This window comes from Georgenia soli (assembly GCF_002563695.1).
Classification (GTDB): Bacteria; Actinomycetota; Actinomycetes; order Actinomycetales; family Actinomycetaceae; genus Georgenia; species Georgenia soli.
On the sequence record NZ_PDJI01000004.1, the window covers coordinates 2,364,510 to 2,382,601 of the forward strand.

The following is an 18,092-nucleotide window of genomic DNA, read 5'->3' on the forward strand; positions in this document are numbered from 1 at the left end:
CTGATCGATCTCAAGCGCTCGGAGTGATGCGCCAGGGAGTGATGAAGAAGGCCCTGTCCGACAACGTTGGTTACGGCCATACATGAGCCTGCTGGTTCTCGCTACGACCCGCCAAAGCTGGCTCCATGTGTCGCTGGTGTTGCTTCACCACGGTTGCGCTTCGTGGTGGCGGTGAGCGAGTCACGCCTCATCCGCGGAACGACAGCGAATCCGATGTGATGAGTGAGGCTGGGTGCTCCCAATCGTTAGCGCCCGAGAGCCGCCGCTGCGATGCTTCGCAGCATGGCCGAACTGGAGGAACCGACCGCGCGGGATCGTTGGGTGGTGGCGCGCAAGCGACGGTTCTACCTGGTGGCAGCGCTTCTATTTGTCGTCGGTGTGGCTGCGGTGGCGTGGTCGGTGCTGTCCGGCAATGGTGTGGGAGTCCTCATCTTCGTGATCCTGCTGGTGCCCGCCGTGATGCTCGTCCTGGTGGCTTTCATGACCGAGCGTTACGTGAACGACCTAGACACCGGCCGCGAAGGAGCAGCTACGCGTCGGACTTACACGTTGAGCTTGATGTCCTCGCTGGCGATGGCCGTGGCCAGCGTGATCTCGCTTGCCGGCAACGGGTCGGGGGGCCGGTACGCACCGATCTGGTGGGTCATTCTGGTCGTCAGCGGGACGCTCGGGACCATCGCCATCGTGCAACTGTTTGTTCGTCGTCCTGGGGCTCGCCGGAGGCGCGACCGCGAGGAAGAAGCGTGACCGGCCACGCGCTTCGATACTTCGTCGAACGTTCGGACACGAACACCCGCTATTCGCCTGACGGCCTGTCCCCGAACGACCTCTGAGCGTTCTTGCGGGTTCCGGCTAGCCGGGCACCAACGAGGGTACTAGCCGGGCACCAACGAGGGTAGAAGCGCGCAACTTCCCCAGGCGGGGCCGGTAACTTGCCGGCGTGAGTAAGGGTGACGCTTTGACTGAGCACGTCGGCGAGCCGTCGGGCCGGCGCCGGCTCACCGACAGCGAGGCCAGCGAGTTGGCCACGGCCTACGTCGCGGACGTGCGCACTGGCAGAATTCACCCTCCCGAATGGGGTGCCCGGGACACCCGGGAAGAGGTGGAGAACTACATTGCCCACGGCCCCGACCCACTGCGCCTGCTTGACGCGATCCTTCAGCAGGAGATCGGCGACGATGAGGTCACCGAGGACGTCGGTCTTGGGTTGCTCGTCGGCCTGATCCCCGACCGTCGAGATCTCTGGAAGGAACTTGACGAGCGCTGCCGGCGGGATCCGCGATGGGCGCGGCGGCCCGGTACGCGTTCACCGACGAATACACCGCTGCCCGGCTCCCTCCCGACCTGGCCTCGATGGTCATGACTTATGACCCTGACTTCAAACGGCCCCTGCCCAGTAAGGAGCGCAGCCGACACAAGCGGCGGCCCTCAAAACGGCAGGACCGTCACGGCCGTCAACGCTAACCCCGGCTTATCGCAGTGAAGGTCAGGAACCCGGACCTGTCCCTTGCCGGGGCTCAGATCCATGAGCCGGCGGCCGGCGTCGCGGAGCTCGCCGGTGGGGGAGACGTAGCGATAGAGAGTCTGGCGGGTGACGCCGAGCTCTTTGCACAGTTCGCCGACGTTGGTGTCGGGCTGTCCCATGGACGCCCGGGCGAGGCGGAGCTTGGCGGGGGTCATCTTGTTGGGGCGTCCGCCCGTGCGGCCGCGGGCGCGGGCCGCGGCGAGTCCGGCGATGGTGCGTTCGGAGATGAGTTCCCGTTCGAACTCGGCAAGGGCGGCGAAGATGCCGAAGACGAGCTTGCCGGAGGCGGTGGTGGTGTCGATGGCCGCGCCTTGGCCGGTGAGGACCTTCAGGCCGATGCCGCGGTCGGTCAGGTCGTGGACGACGTTGACCAGGTGGCGCAGGTTGCGGCCGAGCCGGTCGAGCTTCCACACCACGAGGGTGTCACCGGGCCGCAGCGCCTTCAGGCACGCGGCGAGGTGGGGACGGTTGTCCGTCTTGCCGGAGGCCTTGTCCTCGTACAGGGCGCCGGGGTTGACGCCGGCGACGAGGAGGGCGTCGCGCTGCAGGTCGGTGGTCTGGGACCCGTCGGCCTTGGAGACCCGCATGTAGCCGACCAGCACCGAGACACTCCCTTTGTCACTTAAACGACCGATTGCGTGACAAAAGCGGGGCTTCGACGTAGTCGACGATGACTGTGTCACTTAACCCGTCACTTAATCTATGTCACCAAAACGGTCCCCGGCCGCTTAAGTGACAGACGGGCCGGGCTTGGTGGGCCAGCAGCCGGTTGATCCCCCTCCACCGCTCTGCGAAATGGATTGGAGGCCCTCATTTCGACGTCCGCGGCGGGTTGTTCCTGAGACGCTCGTGCAGTGACGGAATCGCTCATTGGGCTCGCCCGTGTGTCGACAAATTTCCAAGACCTTCAGCTGCAGCGCGACGCCCTTGAGGCGGCCGGTTGTGTCCGGATCTTCGAGGAGAAGGTCAGCAGCCGGTCGAGCAGGCGCCCGGGCCTGGAGCAGGCGCTGGACTTTCTTCGCGACGGTAGGGACACCCTCGTCGTCTGGAAGCTCGACCGTCTCGGCCGGTCGACCAGAGATATCCTCACCATCGCGGACAACCTCAACGATCGTGGGATCGGCCTACGCGTGCTGAGCGGCGCGCTCGTCGGCACCTACACACCGACGGGGGAGGGGAAGTTCTTCTTCACCGTCATGGCTGCCTTTGCGGAGCTCGAGCGCGACATCAACCGCGAACGCACGATGGCCGGCCTAGCGGCCGCGCGGGCGCAGGGGCGAGTCGGCGGTCGGCCTTCGGTGATGGACACCGAAAAGACTGCCGCCGCCAGGGCTCGGCGCGCCGCCGGGGAGACACCCACCCAGATCGCCAAGGCTCTTGGCGTCTCGCGGGCGACCGTCTACCGGCACCTCGCAGACTGAGGCGGGCTCTCCGGGGCACCTGTCGTGGCAAGGAGGTGATGTGCGGACCGGACCACCTCCTCCACGTCGATAGCCTCGAGAGCGGGATCGACGGTGTCCGCATGCGGGTCGCCTGGTCCGGTGCCGTGCCACAGGACGGCGTGCAGGTGCGGGTCGATAGCGGGACCCCACCATGCCGGCGGAGTCGGCCCGAACAGCAGCACCGACGGGGTGGCGAACGCGGTCGCGAGGTGGGCGACGCCGGTGTCCCCGCACACCAGCAGCCGCGCGCCTGCCACAACCTCCGCTAGTCCGCTAAGGTCGAGGGTCCCGGCGACCGAGCGCACGCCCGGGCCCGCGTCAGCGGCGATCTGCTCGCACAACGGCACCTCGTCCCCGGAACCGGTCACCACGACCTCGTGGCGTGTCGCAGCGAGCTCGCCTGCCACCGCGGTCCACCGCTCGGCCGACCATCTCCTCGCATTCGACGCCGCCCCGGGGTGCACCACCACCGGCGCGGCCGTGTCCTCCCTCCGTGCCGGACCGCCGTGCGGGGCGCGAGGTGTGTGCGCCGCGGAGGCTCCCACTCGGACGCGCCCGCCCGACGCGTCCGGCACAGGGATGCGCAGATCCTCCGGCGAGCAGTCCCCGCCCGCCGACCGGACGAGTCGGCACCAGCGGTCGACCTCATGCTCGTCCGGCCGCCACTCGGGCCCGGCATGACTGGCCTTGGCGCAACCGAACGCCACCAGCTCGTCGGGGTGCGTCGAGGCCAGCAGCCGGTGACTCTGGGGCCCACGGCCGTGGAGGTTCACCGCGACGTGCCCGGTGCCGTCGTACGCGAGCGGCTGGTCGAGGCCCGACGTCGGAAGCACGTCGTCGACGATGCCGTGGTCACGCAGCCACGACCCGACGCCCGCCGGTGCCGCCAGGACGAGCCTCCGGGCGGGAAAGGCACGACGCACCCCGCGCAGCGCGGCCACCCCGGCGAAGGCGTCGCCGAGCCCCAGGGCGCGCAGCACCAGGACATCGCCGTCGCCGCCGTTGTCGGCGCCGCGGCCCGTCCCGGAGACGGGGCCGAACGGCGGCCCCACCCCGCGACTCACGGCCAGGACGGCTCCCCGGACGCCATGACGAGCATCTCCCGGATCTCGCTGCCGACCGGCTGCCGCAGCGCCGTCAGCACGGCCGCCGCCGTGTTCGCCGGGTCGTTGAGCTCCTGGTCCGGCGCCGGGCGGAACCGCTCGTCCCGGCCGTCGAAGAACGCCGTCCGCATCCCGCCGGGCACCAGGCAGGTGACGCCGACGCGCCCGGAGTACTCCGCGGCGAGCGCCTGGGAGAACCCACGGATCGCGAACTTCGACGCGGAGTAGGCGGTGGCGGCGTCGGCCCCGCGCAGCCCGAGGGTGGACGAGACGGTCACGACGGTCCCGCGCACCCGTTCGAGGTGCGGGAGGCACGCCCGCACCACGGCGACGGTCCCGAGCAGGTTCACCCGGATGACCTTCTCCCACGCCTCCGGCGAGATCTCCAGGATCGGGCCGCACGCGTCCGTCCCGGCCGCGGTCACCACGGCCGACGGCGGACCGACCTCGGCGACGAGCCGTTCCACCGCCTCGGCGGCGGCCGCCGAGTCGGCCAGGTCCACCTGGACGTGGGGCACGCCGTCGGCAGGTACGTCCCGGTCGAGGACCGCGGGGGTTCCGCCGGCCTCGCGGACGGCGTCGACGACGGCGGCACCCAGGCCACCGGCGCCGCCGGTCACGAAGACGGTGCCGACCTCGCGCGGGGTACGGGACTGCTGCGGGGCAGTGGTCATGCAGAACTCCTTGTCGATGATGCCCGGGCAAGGCCCGAGCGCTGGATGATCGAGGTGGTGGAACGACCGCCGAGGTAGGGCAGGAGCACGACGCGACCGCCGTGACGGCGCACGACCTCCGCCTCGGGCAGCGGGGTGCCGCCGTAGTCGCCGCCCTTGGCCCAGACGTCGGGCCGCAGGCGGCCCAGGACCGCACGTGGGTCGTCCTCGTCGAAGACGACGACGGCGTCCACGCAGTCGAGGGCGGCGAGCACCCGGGCGCGGTCGGGCGCGGGCACGACGGGGCGGCCGGGACCCTTGAGCCGGGTCACCGACGCGTCGGAGTTCATGACGACGACGAGCCGGTCGCCGAGGCGGCGGGCAGCCTGCAGCGTGGCGACATGGCCGGCGTGGACGATGTCGAAGCAGCCGCCCGTGGCGACCACGGTGCCGTCGGCCCTCAGCCGTGCGGCGAGCCGGTCGAGCGACGCCGGGTCCTCGGACCAGGGGCGGTACTCGCCCACGTCTGGTCGCCCGGTGCGGGTGGCAGCGCCAGCCGCGCGGCCCTCGCCGCTCGGGGCAGACTCCCGGGCGCGGAAGCCCTCCGCGCCGCCGGCGGCGACCCAGGCCGACGCGTCGGCGACCGCCCCCTCGACGGCCTCCGGCACCAGCGCGCCACGCGCCAGGGCGACGGCGCAGCTCGCGGCGAACTGGTCGCCCGCCCCGCACGGGTCGCCCTCGACGGCCGTGGCCGGGAAGAAGACCGCCTCGGTGCCGGCGCGGGCCAGGTAGGCGCCCGCCGCTCCGGCGGTCACGCACACCGCACTCGCCGACCACCTGTCGGCGAGGTGGGCGGCGACGACGTCGGCCGGTGCGTCGGGAGAGACAGGTTCCCCGGCACTGGCTGAGGACGTGCGGCCGTCGCCCGATGCGGCCGACCGGGCCTCGGCGAGGTTCGGCGTGACGAGCGCGGCTCCGGGCACCGACGGCCCGCCGCGGGGGTGTGGGTCCCACACGAGCCGGCGCGAGCGTGCGGCCGCCGACAGCACCTCGCGCAGCGCGGGGTCGCGCGTGACGCCGGCACCGTAGTCAGAGACGAGGACGACGTCGGCGTCGGCCAGGACCTCTCCGACGGCGGAGGACGGCTCGCCCGGGGTGCCGGGTCCGCCGTCGTCCACGCGGACGAGGGACTGGCCCCCGCTGCGCACCCGCGTCTTCGTCCGGGTCCCGCCCTCGTGCGGCAGGGGGACGAGCGTGACGGCGCGGCGCAGGTGGGCGGCGAGACGCTCGCCCGGGGCGTCGTCGGCGACCGGGGCGACCAGGGTCACCCGGGCCCCGCCCGCCGCGCACAGCAGCGCCGCGAGGCCGGCCCCGCCGGGGCTCTCACGCACACCGCTGACGTCGACCACCGGCACGGGGGCGTCGGGGCTGAGCCGTTCCACCCGGCCGTCGACGTCGCGGTCCAGCACGACGTCGCCCACGACGACCACGTGGGGCGCCCGGCGCGTCACGCGGTCCGCCGTCGGGGGACGGAGGTGCGGAGCGGCACGGCGGCCGTGGCCGCGACGTCGGGCGACTCAGGGACCGGGGCCTCGCTCAGCATCCGGCGCTCGGCCAGCGCGGTGAGCTCGGAGTCGAGCACCGCGCACAGCGCATGGATCGCCACGAGGTGCACGGCCTGGACGGCCGCCGTCGACGGCGCCTCGACGCAGAGGGCGGAGTGGCTGAGCTCCGCCAGCGGGTTGGGCGCCGGGCCGGTCATGGCCCACACCTCGAGGCCGATCTCCCGGCCGCGCTCCGCGGCCCGCAGGACGTTGGGGCTCTTCCCCGAGGTGGACAACAGGACGAGCACGTCGCCGGGGCGGCCGTGCCCCTCGACCTGCCGGGCGAACATCTCGTCGACGCCGTAGTCGTTGACCAGCGCCGTGACCGACGAGCTCTCCGCGCACAGCGAGATCGCGGAGAACGGGCGGCGCTCCTCGAGGAAGCGGCCGACCAGCTCGGAGGTGAGGTGCTGGGCCTCCGCGGCGCTGCCGCCGTTGCCGGCGGCGAGCAGCCGGCCGCCGTCCGTGAGGCGCTCCGCGAGCGTGCGGCCCCACAGCGCGACGGTGCCGGAGCTGCACCGCAGCGAGGTGAGGGCGTCCGCGAGCTCGCGCTCGTGCGCGTCGATCCAGTCGAGAGCGTTCAGTGCGGTCATGCCGATGCCTCCTTCAGTGCGGGGTACATCGCGGGGTACGCGGCGGCCTCGTAGGCGGCGAGCGTCCCGGCCGCGACCGTGGTCCAGGAGAAGAGGTCCACCGCCCGTCGTCGGGCGGCGGTGCCGAACCGGCTGCGCCGCTCCCGGTCCTGCAGCAGCGGGACCAGGGCGTCGGCGAGTGCGGTGGGGTTCTGGGGAGGGACGAGCACGCCCGTGACGCCGTCGGCCACGGAGTCGAGCAGGCCGCCCACGGCTGCGCCGACGACCGGTCGCCCGCAGGCCGCCGCCTCGAGCGGGACGATGCCGAACGGCTCGTACCAGGGCGTGGCGACGACGACGTCGGCCTCCCGGATCAGGGCCGGCATGTCGTCGTGGGGGACCGAGCCGAGGAAGGTCACGCGGTCCGCGACCCCGAGGTCCTCCGCCAGCGCGGTGAGCCGCCGGACCTCGGGATCCGTGTCGATCTCGTGGCGCGGCGGACCGCCCGCCACGACCAGCTCCGCCGTCGGCACGGCGGGCAGGGCCTCGACGATGGTGGCGACGCCCTTGCGCGGGACGAGGCGGCCGATGGTGAGCAGACGGTGCGGGAGTCGGCGGGGCCCCGCCGGGCCCGCGGTTCCGCCCGGGTCGGCCGCCCCGGCAGCTCCCGCCGCGGCGTCGTGGGGCGGTCCGGGCGTGAAGTGCTCGACGTCGACCCCGCACGGCACGACCCGCAGCCGCGAGACGGGGACGCCGAGGCGGCGCAGCTCGCCGAACTCGTCGCTGCACGTGGCGACGACGAGGTCCACCGAGCGGCCGATGGTGCGCTCGTCGCGGATCCGGGTGGGCGGCGAGGTGTCCGCGGCGCCCTGGTAGCGGCGCTTGACGGAGCCGAGCGCGTGGTACGTGTGCACCACGGGGACGCGGACGGTGCGCGTGGCCTCGAGCACGGCGAGGCCTGACATCCAGAAGTGCGAGTGCACGACGTCCGGCGCGCCCTCCTCCGACCACCGCCGCGCGAGCCACCGACCGAAGGCGGGCATGAACGGCGGCAGCTCGTCCTTCGGCAGCGGCTCCGGCGGTCCCGCCGGCACATGGATGACGTCGACCCCGTCATGCATCGTGACGCGTTCGGGCAGGTCGACCCGGTCCCGCCGCGTGTACACCTCGACGACGTGGCCCTCCTCGGCGAGGGCGGTCGCCAGCGCGGCGACATGGACGTTCTGCCCTCCGGCGTCGACCCCGCCCAGGGCGGCGAGCGGGCTGGCGTGCTCCGAGACCATCGCGATCCTCATCGTGCTACCTCCTTCAGCAGCTGCTGCCAGTCGGCGAGGAAACGGTCCAGGCCGAAGCGGTCCAGGGCGTGCGCACGGGCGGCGAGTCCGCGCTCGCGCGCCTCGTCGGGGTCGGCGAGCCACCGGCGGGCGGCGGCGGCGAGCACGTCGGGGTCGGAGCTCACCACACCCGCCTCGTCCGGCACCGCCTCCGGGGCGGCCGTGCTCGCGAGCGCGAGCACGGGCATCCCGAGGGTCATCGCCTCGAGCAGCGACAGGCCCAGCGACGTCCACCGGTAGGGGTGGAGGTAGGCGCGGTGGCAAGCGAGGAGGTCGTGCATCGCGTCCTGCGGCACGTCCTCGTGCAGGTGGCCCGCGAGGTGGGGCGCGCGCTCCGCGAGGGCCGCCATGCCCATGCCGTGCACGGCGACGGGCAGCTCGTCCGCGATCCGCAGCAGCACGTCCGTGCCCGCCACGCGCCAGCGGCGCACCGGCTCGTTGACGACGACGCCGAGCCGCTCCTCCTCGCCGGTGTACCGGTACCCGGGGTCGACGATGCCGTGGTCGATCACCGTGGTGGGCGCGTCCCCGCAGTCCCACATGAGCGCGTTGAAGTCGGTGACGTGGACGACGGGGATGTCGGTGCGGTCCGCGAGCGGGTGGCGGGTGGCCGCCGCGGGCCCGGCCGGGGTGTTGTGCTCGACGTAGACCGCCGGGACGTCGACGCCCGCGCGCAGTCCGGTCCACTCCTCCAGCAGCTCGATCTCGTGCGGGCGCTGGAGGACGACGACGTCGCACCCCTCCTCGCGCAGCTGCTCCGGGGCGAGCTCACGGGCCGACTGGGGCCAGGTCCAGGTGCGGGCGCGCCCCAGGCCGTCGGGGCCCCGGTCCGGCAGGACGGGGATCAGGTACTCGTCGGGCCCCTGGACGAACGGGTTGAGCCAGGAGCCGTGGACGTGCCAGATCAGGATCTTCATGCCGGCACCTCCGCCGTCGAGTGAACAGGGTCGGTCGGCGCGGGGGCCGGGGACGGGACGAAGGCTCGCCTGGACTTCCCGCCGCCCGGTGGCACGGGGGAGGACGGCGACCCGGCGAGCGAGTCGACCGCGGCCACCACGTCCTCCGGCGGCACGCCGGTCAGGCACGGGTGTCCGGGGACGGGGCACTCGCGGGCACGGCTGCCGCGGCACGGCGCCTGCTGGTCGCCGAGCACCACGCTCGGCACCCCGTACGGCGCCCAGCGTCCGGCCGGCACCACGGGGGAGAAGAGCGAGACCACGGGCGTCCCGACGGCGGCCGCCAGGTGGGCGGGCCCGGTGTTCCCGACGACGACGCACGCGGCGCCGTCGAGGACCGCCGCCAGCTCCGCCAGGTCGGTCCGTCCGGCGAGGTCGATCACCCGGGCGGGGGCCGCGGGCCCGGCGGCGGGGCGGGACGCGGCCTCCGTGGGCCCGGCGACCACGGCCGCCAGCTCGCGCTCGCTCGGCCCGCCCGTGACGACCACCGGCCAGCCGGCCGCGCGCAGTGCCGCGACGATCGCCCGGGCGTGGTCGGGGGTCATCGCCCGGGCCGGCACCGACGCCCCCGGATGGACGACGACGTACGGACCGGCCGGCACGAGCGCCGGGACCGGCGGCAACGGCCGGCGCAGGGCCAGGCGGCCGTCGTCGTCGGCAGGGGGCGTGACGCCCGTGGCGCGCACGAGATCGAGGGCGGCCTCCACCTCGTGCAGTCCCTCCGGACGCTGGTGGCGCACGTCGAGCAACGAGCCGGGGTAGTCGACGCTCGTCGCGGCGACGTACCCGATACCCGCCATCCTGGCGATCAGCGCCATGGGCAGCGGGCTCTGGTGGAAGGAGGTGAAGACGGTGCACCGGTCGTAGTGCCGCTCCGCGAGGAGCGCGACGAGCGCCTGAAGCCTGGACGCGTCCGCCGGGGCCGGGGCGTACCCGGACCAGGGGACGTCGGCGACCAGGACGTCGCTCACACCCGGGAGCAACCGGGCGGCAGCCTGACCGGCGGGGCTGACGAGCATGTCGAGCGAGTCGGCGGAGGGGGCGAGCGCACGGACGGCGGGACCCGCCAGGAGCACGTCGCCGTCGTTGTCGAGCCGGACGGCCAGCACCCGGGTCATCGCGACACCGCCAGGTCAGGGGCCGCCGGAGCGGACTTGTCCAGAGCGCCACGACCGTCGTGGACGGGGCGCCCGCGGAGAGCACTGTCCCCGTGCGTGCCCCGCGCCATGGCCAGCAGGAGCTCGGCAGCCGCAGACAGGCCAGGGGCGACGACGTCCGCCTGCTCGACCTCCTCCGGCCGGGTCTCCGGCGTCGGAACGAGGACCGACCGGGCGCCGGCGGCCCGCGCCGCGTCGACGTCGGCGCCGATGTCCCCGACCACCGCACACTCGTAGGGCGCGACACCCAGTGCGGCGGCGGCCCGCAGAACCATGAGCGGTCCGGGCTTGCGGCACGCGCACCCGTCGCCGGGACCGTGCGGGCAGTGCTGGGCCGTGTCCAGGCCGCCGAGCTCGTCGAGGAGGCGCGCGTTGACGGCACGGACGTCGTCCTCCGTGAGGAGTCCGCGGGCGACCCCCGACTGGTTCGTGACCAGACCGGTGCGCAGCCCGGCGGCGCACAGCCGGCGCACGGCCTGGGCGGCGCCGTCGACGAGGCGGACCTTGTCCGGGTCCGCGTTGTAGGGCACGTCGTGGACGAGAGTGCCGTCGCGGTCGAGGAGCACGGCCCGCAGTGGAGGGGGCCAGGGCGCGACCCCGTGACGGTAGTTCCGCTCGCCGCGCGCGCGGTGCCAGACGGCGAGCCAGGGGATGGCGGCGCTGGTGACGGCCATGCGAGCCCACTCGGCGAGCCAGCCCTCCTCACCGGGTCGGGGGCCGGGCGCGATGCGACGCCTCGCGAAGTCTGCGGTCAGGGCCGCCCACGCAGCGGCCGCGACCGCCGGCGCCGTGAAGCGATGTGGGGATAAGTGCTGCTGCGCAGGTGAAGTCGTCCTGGGCCCACTGTTCCGCCGCAGGACCACTTCCTCGCCCCTGGTTGCCCGTGAGGTCGCAGCCTCAGCGGCCGTGATGCCGGCGGCAAGACCCGCCGCGAGGCCCGCCGCGACACCCGCCGCGACGGTGGCGAGATGCCAGCGGAAACGACCGCGGCCAGTCTCCGCCTCCTCGCGCCAGGCGGGCCCGTGGAGGGCGCGCATGAGCGCGTCGGAGCGGGCGCCCGCCTGCATGCGCAGGCTGACCGTCCAGTCGGCGGGCCGGGCGGGATGGATGATGGTCCGCCCGCCGCGCACCAGGCGCCAGCCGGCCCGCCGCACACGCAGCGCGAGGTCGGCGTCCTCGCGGTAGGCGCGGGGGAACCGCTCGTCGAAGCCGTGCACCGCGGCGAGCGCCTCCCGCCGGTACGCCATGTCGGCCGTCGCCCACAGCGCCGTGGTCAGCCCGGCGGTGTTGCGCTCCCAGTCGGTGGGCCGCCGGTGCGTGGGCAGCGGGACGAGGATGTGGCCCTGGGTGGCGCCGACGCGGTGGCCGCCGCCGGTCTCGTCCGCGGCCGCGAGGTCGGCGGCGAGGCGGCGGGACCAGTCGGCGGGCAGCAGCACGTCGTCGTCGAGGAACGCCACCCACTCGGTGGTGGTGACGCGCCAGCCCGCGTTGCGTGCCGCCGCGGGTCCGCGCCCACCGGTACGCACCACGCGCACCGGCCACGGCAGCTCCGGCACCTCCAGGGGCGGCGGCACCGCGGCGCCGGGAGAGAGGTCCAGCCGGCGGTCGTCGGCCAGGACCACCTCGGCGGGCGCGGCGTGGCCGGGGTCCTCGGCCTGGGCGGCGAGGGAGTCCAGCAGGGCCGCCAGGGAGGGCCGCCCGATGGTGGGGACGACGACGGTGTAGGACGGCGCCGGGCTCACAGGACGGCCTCGAGCTCGGCGGACGAGACGTCCGCGCTGCGGAACATCGCCCCCCGGCGCACGAGGTGCGGTCCCAGGACGAGCAGGTCCACCGGGGCGGAGCCGAACAGCTCCAGCGCGTCGCGCGGGTCGTCGACCATCGGCCGGCCGGCCGTGTTGAGCGAGGTGTTCACGACCACCGGCAGCCCCGTCCGGCGCTCGAAAGCCTCGATCATGGCGCCGAGCCGCGGCTGGGTGGCCGGGTCCACGGTCTGGATGCGCGCAGTGCCGTCCACGTGGACGACGGCGGGGATCCGGTCGCGCCACTCGGGCGCCACCTCGTGGACGAAGAGCATGTACGGGCTCGGGATCGGGCCGCCGGAGAAGATCTCGGCCGCGCGGTCGGCGAGCACCATGGGGGCGACGGGCCGGAACTGCTCGCGGCCCTTGACGTCGTTGAGGCGCTCGAGGTTGGCCGCGACGCCGGGGTTGGCAATGAGGGAGCGCTGGCCCAGCGCCCGCGGGCCGAACTCGCTGCGCCCGTCGAACCACGCCACGACGCCGTTGCGCGCGAGGACGTCGGCGACCTCGCCGGCGAGGTCGTCCGGCGTGGTGAAAGGGACGGCCGCGCCGCGCAGCCAGGCGGCGAGCTCGTCGTCGGACCAGGAGCGCCCGAGCGCGGCCGACGGCATGGGGAGGGTGGTCTCGCCGCGGTCGGCGGCCGCCTGCAGGGCGGCGCCGAGGGCCGTGCCGGCGTCGCCCGCGGCGGGCTGGACCCAGACGTCCTCGAACGGCGTCTCGCGCCAGATCCGGGAGTTCGCCACGCAGTTCAGCGCCGTGCCGCCGGCCATCGTGAGGACCTTGTCGCCGGTGCGCTCGTGGATCCAGGTGGCGAGGTCGACCAGCACCTCCTCCAGGCGGGCCTGCACCGAGCAGGCGAGGTCCGCGTGCGCGCCCCGCCAGGAGTCCTCGTCGAGCTTGGCGTCCCGGTCCCGAGGCGGCGCCCAGCGCGACCAGTCCGGGATCGGCGCCTGGAAACCGCCGTCGTCGGTGGCACGGATCGTCTCGCGGAGCTCCTCCAGGTGCCGCGGTGTGCCGTAGGAGGCGAGCGCCATGACCTTGTACTCGTCGGAGGAGCGCAGGAACCCGAGGTGCTCGGTGAGGGACTCGTACAGCAGGCCGAGGGAGTGGGGGAGGTCCTGGCCGGCGAGAATCTCGAGGGAGCCGCCGGTGTAGCGCCCGGACAGGTGCGAGGCGTGCTCGCCGCGGCCGTCGAGGACGAGGACGCTGCTGCTCGGGTGCGGTGAGGCGAGCGCGCCTGACGCCGCGTGGGCCACGTGGTGCGGGACGAACCGCACCTTGGCCGGGTCGAGCCCGGGCAGCGCGGCCGCGAGGAACTGCGGCGCGCGGCGGGCGTAGGTCTGGCGCAGGTGGTCCCAGGGGTCGGTGAGGCCCATCTCCTCGGCCGGCCGGGCCAGGTCGGGGTCGTAGGAGTACGCCACCACGTCGAGGTCCTGCGGGCGGAGCCCCGCCTGCTCCAGGCACCACCGCATGGCGAGCTCCGGCAGCTCCCACGCCGCGAAGGGCACCGGACGCTTGCCGTGCTTGCGGCGGCTGAAGCGCTCCTCCTCCGCGGCGGCCACGACCCTCCCGTCGATCACGAGGGCGGCCGAGGGGTCGTGGAAAAGGGCGTTCACTCCGAGCACGCGCATGAGTGGCGTACCTCCTCGTACTCGTTCACAGTCACCTATAGGTGATTCGGTTCACTTCACCGTGGACCGTCTTCCCCTCCACCGCACGCCGAATCGTTCCGCACAGCAGAACCGCTTCTGTTGTGCAGAAAAGGAAGTGTCTGTGACTGCCACCGCTGACCGGTCCACCGCCGGAACCTCGGTCCCCGCCCGTGGTGCCGAGGCCGCCGGGGTGCCCACCACCACGCCTGCCGCACGGGTGCTGGCCACCCACTACGTCGGGGGACGGGAGGTGCCGGCCGCGAACGAGCGCGAGATCCGGCGCACCAGCCCGTCGACGGGGGAGCCGGCGTGCGTCGTGGTCCCGGCGACCCACGCCGAGGTGGCCGAGGCTGTCGGCGCCGCGGACGCCGCCCGGGCGGCGTGGCGCCGGACGCCGCCGGCCGAGCGTGCGGCCGCGCTGCGCCGTGCGGCTGCCGCGGTGCGGGCGGCCGCGCCCGAGCTGGGTGCGCTGCTCACGGCGACCACCGGGCGGCTGATCGGCCAGGCCGTCGAGGGGGCAGAGGTGGCCGCGGACCTGCTCGAGGAGGCCGCGACCACGGGACTCGGCGCCACGGGGCGGACCCTGGCCGGGGGATCGTCAGCCCTGGACGTGGTCCGCCGGGAGCCGCGCGGTGTGGTCGCCGTCGTCACCCCGTGGAACGACCCCTTCCCGGCGGCGGCCGGGCTGCTCGCCGCCGCCCTCGTCACCGGCAACACCGTGGTGCACAAGCCCTCCGAGCGCAGCGCCGCCCCGGGGTGGGCGATGGCCCGCCTCATCGCGGAGGAGCTGCCCGCCGGCGTGCTCAACATCGTCAACGGCGACGGCGAGACCGGCGCCGGCCTCGTGCTGGACGAGCGGGTGGCCCTGGTCGCCCACGTCGGCTCCACCGCCGCCGGGCGTCGGATCGCCGCGACCGCGGGCGCTCGCGGGGCCCGGGTGCTCCTGGAGAACGGCGGCAAGGACCCCATCGTCGTCGACGCGGGTGTCGACCCGGTGTGGGCGGCGGGGCAGATCGCCCTCGGCGCCTTCACGAACACCGGTCAGATCTGCACCTCCGTGGAGCGGGTCTACCTCCACGAGTCCGTCGCCGACGACGTCCTGGCCGAGCTCGTGCGCCTCGCCGACGACCTGCGCGTGGGCTCTCCGGACGACCCGGCCACGAAGCTCGGCCCGCTCGTCGACGAGGCGCAGCTCGCGGTGGTCGCCGAGCACGTGTCCGCCGCTGTGGCAGGCGGCGCCCGGTGCCTGGCCGGGGGCGCGCGGGAGGACCGGCCGGGGTGCTACTACCCGGCGACCGTCCTGGACGGGTGCACCGCCGAGATGGCGGTCATGACGGAAGAGACCTTCGGGCCCGTCGCGGCCGTCACCCGCGTGCGCGACTTCGACGAGGCGCTGCGTCTCGCCGGTACGGGACGGTACGGACTCGCCGCCACCGTCCTCACCCCCTACCTGGGGCACGCGCTGCGTGCGAGCGAGGAGCTGGATGTCGGGACCGTGAAGATCAACGCCGTCTTCGGCGGTGCGCCCGGTGGCTCGGCGGACCCGCGACGGGACAGCGGTGCGGGGGCCGGCTACGGGCCCGACCTGCTCACGGCCATGACGGTGCTCAAGACGGTGCACCTCGAGGCGGCCCGCTGAGGCGGCGGACCCTCTCGGCCGCCCGGGAGACGCAGGGCCTCGAGCGTATGGACCAGATCAAGTGGGCCGTGCTGGAGACGTCGGGCGGCATCAGCGTGGTGCCGAGCGCGAACGCCGCCCCCAAGATGTAGGCGGTCCTGCGCCCTCGCGCGTCATCATGGGTCCGAGGGGGTGAGGCCCGTGCGGAGGGCGGCAGGGCGCGTGCGCCGGGGTGGACCCGTGGCGCTCCTGCTCGCGCTCGTGCTTGCAGGTTGTGCGGCCGGCGGGAACGGATCCTCGAGCGGCTCGGCGGCCCCTTCCGGCGGTGAGCCGTCGGTGAGCGCTGCGCCGTCGGGCACGGCCGCTCCGTCCGGCGGGGGCAGCCCGTCGGGTGACGCCGGCCAGTCGGCCGGCGCGGGCGCGTCCGCAACGGCCAGCCCCTCCGCGACGGCGCGACCCGGCGTCCTCGCGACCGACCTCGTCTCCCCTTGGGGGATCGACTTTCTTCCCGACGGCGACGCCCTCGTCACCGAGCGCGACACCGGCAGGGTGCTCCGCGTCTCGCCCGGCGGCGCGGTGAAGGCGCTCGGCACCGTCCCCGGCGTGCGGCACGGCGGCGAGGGGGGACTGCTCGGGATCGCCGTCGCCCCCGACTTCGGCCGCAGCCGCAACGTCTTCGTGTACGCCACGACCGAGCAGGACAACCGGGTGCTGTGCATGCGCCTGGCCGACGACGCCCTCGGGTCGCCCACGGTCGTCCTCGACGGCATCCCGCGGGCCGGGAACCACAACGGCGGACGCCTGGCCTTCGGCCCCGACGGCTACCTCTACGTCACCACGGGGGACGCGGGCGTCCCGTCCCGGGCTCAGGACCTCGGCTCGCTCGGCGGGAAGATCCTGCGTATCGACCAGGAGGGCCGCCCCGCGCCCGGCAACCCCTTCGACGGGTCCCCGGTGTGGTCCTACGGGCACCGCAACGTGCAGGGCATCGCCTGGGACGCGGACGGCCGGATGTACGCCAGCGAGTTCGGTCAGCACACCTACGACGAGCTGAACCTGATCAGGCCGGGCGCCAACTACGGCTGGCCGGAGGTGGAGGGCGCCGCCGGCGTGAAGGGCTACGTCGACCCGCTGCGCCAGTGGCCCACGGACGAGGCGTCACCGAGCGGCATCGCCGTCGTGGACGACGCGGTGTACCTGGCGGCTCTCCGCGGTGAGTCGCTGTGGCGGGTGCCGCTGACCGCGGACGGCGGAACCGGCGAGCCGGTCCGGCTGCTCCAGGGCGAGTACGGGCGGCTGAGGGCCGTCGAGCCCGACGGCGCGGGGAACCTGTGGCTGCTGACGTCCAACGTCTCCCGCGGTAACCCCACGCCCGACGACGACCGGATCGTCGTCGTCGCCCTCAAGGAGCTCGGGTAGGCCGCCGAGACGGGGGAGCCGACGGACAGCGGAACCGCGGGACCGGAATCGCGGGCGCCTGGCAGTGCCGGGCGCCCGCGATTTCTTTGGTCAGCGGTGCCGGGCCTCGTCCGTGCGGCTCGGGCTGCCGTCGGACGGGAGGGCCACGTCGTCGACCGCGTCGAGGTCGGTGGTCTGGCCGCGCGACACGCGCAGCGCCCGCCCGCGCTCGATGTCCTCCTGCGCCTTCTTGGCCTTCTTGTCACTCGCCTTGGTGTCCCGCGGCGGCAGCTGGACGGTCTCCTCGGCCGGGATGCCCGCCTGCAGCTGGCGGGCCCGCTCGAGCTCGGCGTCGAACTCGGCACCGAACAGCAGGGCGAGATTCACGATCCACAGCAGCAGCAGGAAGATGATGACGCCGGCCAGCGCGCCGTAGGTCTTGTTGTAGCTGGCGAGGTCCGAGGAGACGTAGAGCCCGAGGGCGAGCGCCGCGAGACCGGCGATGACGATCGCGATGACCGCCCCGATGCTGATCCAGCGGAACTTGGGCTGCTTCACGTTGGGGGTCACGTAGTAGAGCAGGGCGATGGCGACCACGACGATGAGCAGCAGCACCGGCCACTTGGCGATGCTCCAGACGGTCTGGCCGACGTCGCTCAGCCCGATGAGGCCGAACACCGTCTTGGCGATGGGCCCGGAGACCGCGAGGATGACACCCGCGATCGCCACGAGGATCAGCATCACCAGGGTGAGCAGATACATCACGGGCCGGAGCTTCCAGATCGGCCGGCCCTCCGCCACCTCGTACATGCGGTTCATGGCCCGCGAGAAGGCGTTGACGTAGTTCGACGCCGTCCACAGCGCCACGAGGAGACCGAGCACCAGGCCGATGCCGGGTGCGTCGGTCGACGTGATGTTGTCGATGATCGGGCGCAGCTGCTCCATCGTGTCCTTGGGCACGAACTCCGAGGCTGTGTCCACGATGGTCTGCGTGGTGTTCCCCTGACCGACGAGGGCGAGGATCGACGCGAGCGCGATGAGTGCGGGGAAGAGCGAGAGCACCGCGTAATAGGTCAGCGCGGCGGCGAGGTCCATGCAGTCGTCGTCCATGAACTCACGGACGGTCTTGCGCAGCGTGTAGCCCCACGAGGGCTTGCTGATGTCGGTGACCGAGTCCGGCTTGGCCGGATGCTCGGCGTCCACCGCGTGCTTCTTGCTCATCGAGGTTCTCCTCCGCGTGTGCTGCGGCACCCCCGGTGCCGTGCGTGCTGCCAGC

General features: G+C 73.8%; 16 protein-coding genes. 5 read left to right on the forward strand and 11 right to left on the reverse strand.

All coding sequences use genetic code 11. From position 1 onward, the window contains the following. The first annotated feature begins 282 nt into the window (after positions 1-282). Positions 283-747, forward strand: a complete 465-nt coding sequence (locus ATJ97_RS12025) for a hypothetical protein (protein WP_143427011.1) — start codon at positions 283-285, stop codon at positions 745-747. A gap of 193 nt (positions 748-940) precedes the next feature. Further along, positions 941-1,363, forward strand: coding sequence for a hypothetical protein (locus tag ATJ97_RS12030; protein WP_098483950.1), 423 nt, complete (start codon positions 941-943; stop codon positions 1,361-1,363). Positions 1,364-1,428: 65 nt separating this feature from the next. Here the strand turns inward: ATJ97_RS12030 and ATJ97_RS12035 are convergent, their stop codons facing one another. After that, positions 1,429-2,127, reverse strand: a complete 699-nt coding sequence (locus ATJ97_RS12035) for a recombinase family protein (protein WP_211287200.1) — start codon at positions 2,125-2,127, stop codon at positions 1,429-1,431. A 252-nt stretch (positions 2,128-2,379) separates the two neighbouring features. On the opposite strand from ATJ97_RS12035, the gene ATJ97_RS12040 reads away from it, so the two are divergent. Next, a complete protein-coding gene (locus ATJ97_RS12040) occupies positions 2,380-2,946 on the forward strand; it encodes a recombinase family protein (protein ID WP_098483951.1) in 567 nt (188 codons plus the stop codon). On the opposite strand, the gene ATJ97_RS12045 is transcribed toward ATJ97_RS12040, so the two are convergent. From ATJ97_RS12045 to ATJ97_RS12085, 9 genes are read right to left on the reverse strand one after another with little or no spacing between them, the layout of a single operon-like run. Beyond that, positions 2,925-4,031 (reverse strand): glycosyltransferase family 9 protein, encoded by a 1,107-nt coding sequence (locus tag ATJ97_RS12045; protein WP_245862427.1) that lies wholly within the window; start codon positions 4,029-4,031, stop codon positions 2,925-2,927. The two genes, ATJ97_RS12040 and ATJ97_RS12045, sit on opposite strands and share 22 nt — an antisense overlap. Then, on the reverse strand, positions 4,028-4,744 hold the full coding sequence (locus ATJ97_RS12050; protein ID WP_098483952.1) for an SDR family oxidoreductase: 717 nt from the start codon (positions 4,742-4,744) through the stop codon (positions 4,028-4,030). Before ATJ97_RS12050 ends, ATJ97_RS12045 begins: the two co-directional genes overlap by 4 nt. Then, positions 4,741-6,234, reverse strand: a complete 1,494-nt coding sequence (locus ATJ97_RS12055) for a PfkB family carbohydrate kinase (protein ID WP_098483953.1) — start codon at positions 6,232-6,234, stop codon at positions 4,741-4,743. The genes ATJ97_RS12050 and ATJ97_RS12055 overlap by 4 nt, the downstream gene beginning before the upstream one ends. Then, positions 6,231-6,920 carry a D-sedoheptulose-7-phosphate isomerase gene (locus ATJ97_RS12060; RefSeq protein ID WP_098483954.1) on the reverse strand — a complete coding sequence of 230 codons (690 nt, stop codon included), beginning with the start codon at positions 6,918-6,920 and terminating at the stop codon, positions 6,231-6,233. Before ATJ97_RS12060 ends, ATJ97_RS12055 begins: the two co-directional genes overlap by 4 nt. Further along, the gene (locus tag ATJ97_RS12065) at positions 6,917-8,194 is read right to left on the reverse strand and encodes a glycosyltransferase (RefSeq protein WP_098483955.1); all 1,278 of its coding nucleotides are present in this window, start codon (positions 8,192-8,194) and stop codon (positions 6,917-6,919) included. Before ATJ97_RS12065 ends, ATJ97_RS12060 begins: the two co-directional genes overlap by 4 nt. Continuing rightward, the gene (locus ATJ97_RS12070) at positions 8,191-9,150 is read right to left on the reverse strand and encodes a glycosyltransferase (RefSeq protein WP_098483956.1); all 960 of its coding nucleotides are present in this window, start codon (positions 9,148-9,150) and stop codon (positions 8,191-8,193) included. The genes ATJ97_RS12065 and ATJ97_RS12070 overlap by 4 nt, the downstream gene beginning before the upstream one ends. After that, the gene (locus ATJ97_RS12075) at positions 9,147-10,307 is read right to left on the reverse strand and encodes a glycosyltransferase family 9 protein (RefSeq protein WP_098483957.1); all 1,161 of its coding nucleotides are present in this window, start codon (positions 10,305-10,307) and stop codon (positions 9,147-9,149) included. The genes ATJ97_RS12070 and ATJ97_RS12075 overlap by 4 nt, the downstream gene beginning before the upstream one ends. Next, a complete protein-coding gene (locus ATJ97_RS12080; protein WP_098483958.1) occupies positions 10,304-12,088 on the reverse strand; it encodes an HAD-IIIA family hydrolase in 1,785 nt (594 codons plus the stop codon). Before ATJ97_RS12080 ends, ATJ97_RS12075 begins: the two co-directional genes overlap by 4 nt. Then, positions 12,085-13,779 (reverse strand): carbamoyltransferase family protein, encoded by a 1,695-nt coding sequence (locus tag ATJ97_RS12085; RefSeq protein WP_098483959.1) that lies wholly within the window; start codon positions 13,777-13,779, stop codon positions 12,085-12,087. The genes ATJ97_RS12080 and ATJ97_RS12085 overlap by 4 nt, the downstream gene beginning before the upstream one ends. Positions 13,780-13,921: 142 nt before the next feature. On the opposite strand from ATJ97_RS12085, the gene ATJ97_RS12090 reads away from it, so the two are divergent. Together ATJ97_RS12090 and ATJ97_RS12095 are read left to right on the forward strand one after the other, a co-directional pair. Beyond that, positions 13,922-15,439 (forward strand): aldehyde dehydrogenase family protein, encoded by a 1,518-nt coding sequence (locus ATJ97_RS12090; protein WP_170037418.1) that lies wholly within the window; start codon positions 13,922-13,924, stop codon positions 15,437-15,439. Between the two features lie 315 nt (positions 15,440-15,754). After that, positions 15,755-16,837: a PQQ-dependent sugar dehydrogenase gene (locus ATJ97_RS12095; protein WP_245862430.1), complete on the forward strand. Its 1,083-nt coding sequence runs from the start codon at positions 15,755-15,757 to the stop codon at positions 16,835-16,837. A 90-nt stretch (positions 16,838-16,927) separates the two neighbouring features. Here ATJ97_RS12095 and ATJ97_RS12100 read toward each other — a convergent pair whose 3' ends face one another. Beyond that, positions 16,928-18,037, reverse strand: coding sequence for a YihY/virulence factor BrkB family protein (locus ATJ97_RS12100; RefSeq protein WP_098483962.1), 1,110 nt, complete (start codon positions 18,035-18,037; stop codon positions 16,928-16,930). Between the last annotated feature and the right edge of the window lie 55 nt (positions 18,038-18,092).